This is a genomic window from Pedococcus sp., from assembly GCF_036554925.1.
Lineage (GTDB): Bacteria > Actinomycetota > Actinomycetes > Actinomycetales > Dermatophilaceae > Pedococcus_A.
Genome location: NZ_DATBMI010000180.1, coordinates 1 through 3,488 on the forward strand (window position 1 = coordinate 1; position 3,488 = coordinate 3,488).

The 3,488-nt window shown below is 71.6% G+C and carries 3 protein-coding genes and 1 pseudogene; 3 read left to right on the top strand and 1 reads right to left on the bottom strand.

Annotation, left to right across the window (positions count from 1 at the left end):
• Positions 1-268: pseudogene (locus VIB11_RS13990) on the top strand (elongation factor Tu); the annotation flags it as partial.
• Positions 269-421: 153 nt separating this feature from the next.
• On the opposite strand, the gene VIB11_RS13995 reads toward VIB11_RS13990, so the two are convergent.
• A complete protein-coding gene (locus tag VIB11_RS13995; protein WP_332031849.1) occupies positions 422-1,717 on the bottom strand; it encodes an alpha-hydroxy-acid oxidizing protein in 1,296 nt (431 codons plus the stop codon).
• Between the two features lie 106 nt (positions 1,718-1,823).
• Between VIB11_RS13995 and VIB11_RS14000 the strand changes: the two genes are divergently transcribed.
• Positions 1,824-2,897: a YihY/virulence factor BrkB family protein gene (locus tag VIB11_RS14000; RefSeq protein WP_332031850.1), complete on the top strand. Its 1,074-nt coding sequence runs from the start codon at positions 1,824-1,826 to the stop codon at positions 2,895-2,897.
• Positions 2,898-3,302: 405 nt separating this feature from the next.
• A partial coding sequence (gene rpsJ / locus VIB11_RS14005) for a 30S ribosomal protein S10 (protein ID WP_332031851.1) occupies positions 3,303-3,488 on the top strand: 186 nt, incomplete at its 3' end.

The following is a 3,488-nucleotide window of genomic DNA, read 5'->3' on the forward strand; positions in this document are numbered from 1 at the left end:
GGCGAACGTCTACATCCTGTCCAAGGACGAGGGCGGCCGTCACACGCCGTTCTACGACAACTACCGTCCGCAGTTCTACTTCCGTACGACTGACGTGACCGGCGTTGTCCACCTCCCCGAGGGCACCGAGATGGTCATGCCGGGCGACAACACCGAGATGCGCGTCGAGCTGATCCAGCCCATCGCCATGGAGGAGGGCCTGCGCTTCGCCATCCGCGAGGGCGGCCGCACCGTCGGCGCCGGCCGCGTCACCAAGATCACCAAGTGACCCTGGTGATCTGACGCGTCACTGAACGCCCTGAGGGCCCGCAGCTTCGGCTGCGGGCCCTCAGTCGTGTCTGCGCGGTCCCCGTCGCGCCGACGCACGACGTGCCGCGTGGCCGGCCCCTCGAGCGCTGGTCATACCGAGCCCAAGTCATGGTCAGGGGGCGGGAACGAGGCACTCCGGTCCGAGGTCCGCCACGGACGCCAGGCCGGAGAGCCCCATGGACAGGTCGAGCTCGGCGAGGAGGTTCTCGAGCACGTCGCGTACGCCGGCCCCGCCAGCGAGGGCCAGCCCGTAGATGTACGGCCGTCCGATGGCCACCGCATCGGCCCCCAGGGCCAGGGCCTTGAGCACGTCCGTTCCGGAGCGCACCCCGCTGTCGAGGATGAGCGTCGTCCCCTGGCCCACGGCGTCCCGGATGCCGGGCAGGGCGTCGAGCGAGGCGACCGCGCCGTCGACCTGCCGCCCACCATGGTTCGACACGACGATGCCGCTGACACCCAGCTCCACGGCCCGGCGCGCGTCCTCGGGGTGGAGGATCCCCTTGAGCACGATGGGGAGTCGGGTGCGCTCTCGCAGCGTCGCCAGGTGCTCCCAGCCCAGCCCCGGGTTGGAGTAGATGTCGAGGAAGGTCTCGACCGCGGCGCGGGGGACGGGGGAGCGCAGGTTGTCGCGGAACCCACCTGGGTGCTCGCGCGTGATCGAGAGCAGGGAGCGCACCGCGGCCGGCGTCACCCTCGTCGGCGGCCGGCTCCCGGGAGTGGCGCGTGCCAGCCGCTCGGCGACGACCTGCTGGAAGCGGGGGTCCGAGGTGTACTGCGCGATCCCGATGCCCTGGGCGAACGGCAGGCTCCCGAGGTTGAGGTCGTCGGGACGCCAGCCCAGCATCGTCGTGTCGAGGGTGACCACGACCGCGTCGCTGCCGATCGCCTCGGCCCGGTGCAGCAGGCTGTCCACGAGCGCCTCGTCGGTGCTCCAGTACAGCTGGAACCAGCGCGGCGCCGAGCCCATCGCCGCGGCGACGTCCTCCATCGGGCTGCACCCCTGGCTCGAGATCACGTAGGGGACCTCGAGCTCCGCGGCCGCGGCAGCGGTCAGCGGGTCGCTCCCTCGGCGTACGAGGGCCGCGGCGCCGATGGGGGCCAGCAGCAGCGGAGTCGGCAGCTGCCGCCCGAACAGGGTGGTCCCGAGGTCGCGGGACCCCGCGCCCCGGAGCTGCCGCGGGACGATCGCCCAGCGCTCGAACGCCCGCCTGTTCGCGCGCATGGTCAGGCCTGCGCCTGCCCCGCCCGCGACGTAGGCCCACGCCCGGCCCGACATGGCCCGGCGCGCCCGGCGCTCGAGCTCGGCGAAGTCCGCAGGGACCCGAGGGCGCTCACCGAGGACCCCCGCCCGGTAGATGGCTGCCTGGCGCTGCCGGCCAGGGCCGGTCGCCGTCGTCACAGTGCTCATGGCCCGATCCAAGCGTGAGGAGCCCGGGCACCACCAGCGTTTGCCGACACCCGGGCTGGGTACCAGTGTGGGAGGAGAGCCGCACGCGAGGTGACAGGAGAACCCCATGGCCCGCGAGGGAACCAGCGCCGAGAAGGCGCGCACGGCGCCCCATGAGGACGACACGCGCAAGCCGGACGAGCTGACCGACCTGACGAAGCCGTCGTGGGCCTACACCGCCAAGAAGGCATGGGCCGAGTTCAGCCGGGACCAGTGCACCGACCTGGCCGCCGCCCTGACCTACTACGCCGTGCTCGCGATCTTCCCGGCCCTGCTCGCCCTGGTCTCGCTTCTCGGGGTGTTCGGCCAGGGCGAGTCCACGACCGCGGCGCTGATCGACCTCGTGCGCTCGCTGGGTCAGGAGAACGCGGCCGACCAGCTCGAGGGCCCCATCAACCAGATGGTGCAGAACCAGGCCGCCGGCCTGGCTCTCCTCCTCGGTGTCGCCGGTGCCGTCTGGTCCGCCTCCGGCTACATCGGGGCCTTCGGGCGGGCCCTGAACCGGATCTACCAGGTCGATGAGGGCCGGCCGGTGTGGAAGCTGCGCCCCCTGCAGCTGCTGCTGACCCTGGTCGGCATCCTCCTGGCCGCCCTCGTCCTCATCGGGCTGGTCCTCAGCGGTCCGGTGGCCCGGTCCGTCGGGGGCGCCCTCGGGCTCGGCACGGGCGCCGTGACCGCGTGGAACGTCGCCAAGTGGCCCGTGATGCTCGGCATCGTCGTCGTGCTCGTGGCCGTCCTGTACCACTCCACGCCCAATGTCAGGCAGCCGAAGTTCCGCTGGATGAGCGTCGGTGCCGCCATCGCCATCCTCACCTGGCTCCTGGCGTCAGGCGCCTTCGGCTTCTACGTCGCGAACTTCGGTTCGTACGACAAGACCTACGGCTCGCTCGCGGGCGTCATCGTCTTCCTGCTCTGGCTGTGGCTGACCAACCTCGCCCTGCTGTTCGGTGCCGAGGTGGATGCCGAGCTCGAGCGCGCCCGCGAGCTGCAGGCGGGCATCGCCGCGGAGCAGACCCTCCAGCTGCCCCCGCGCGACACCCGCACCTCGGACAAGAAGGCCGCCAAGCGGCACCAGCAGGTGGAGGAGGGGCGCCGGCTGCGCGAGCAGGCGGAGCGGGCGGGCGCCGGCGACCGGAGCTAAGGCGGTCGCCGACGCCTGGTGGCGCCCCGCGGCATACGGTGGCTGCCTGCCGCGACGCGCCATCGGAGGCGGGATGCCGTCTGCTCCCGGCGCGATTTGGTAGGTCACCACAGGCTCTGGCACACTGGACCGGTTGCTTGACGCGCGTCGCTGACCCATGTTGGCGCCGCCACCCCCGGTGACACCACCCGAACCGGCCCTGCTGCGAACAGCGGGCCGGGGCGGCACTCCAGGGGAAGCGCAAGCCCCGGCTCTGCCGGAATGTCCGACAACACCGCACGACTTGCGTGAGAGCGCCTGTCGTCGGGCCGCGGAGCGGGTGCGACACACCCGACCGCGGGGGTCGGAGGATCCAGGAGAGCCGGCCACATGCAAGCTGTACGGCGAGAGAGAGACGTAACGGAGATGGCGGGACAGAAGATCCGCATCCGCTTGAAGTCGTATGACCACGAGGTCATCGACAACTCGGCGCGCAAGATTGTCGACACGGTGACCCGTGCTGGCGCGACGGTGGTCGGCCCCGTGCCGCTGCCCACGGAGAAGAACGTCTTCGTGGTCATCCGCTCGCCCCACAAGTACAAGGACAGCCGC

Bases quoted from the DNA above. Each gene is read 5' to 3' on its own strand.
- VIB11_RS13995 (WP_332031849.1), bottom strand. From the start codon at position 1,717: ATGAGCACTGTGACGACGGCGACCGGCCCTGGCCGGCAGCGCCAGGCA.
- VIB11_RS14000 (WP_332031850.1), top strand. From the start codon at position 1,824: ATGGCCCGCGAGGGAACCAGCGCCGAGAAGGCGCGCACGGCGCCCCAT.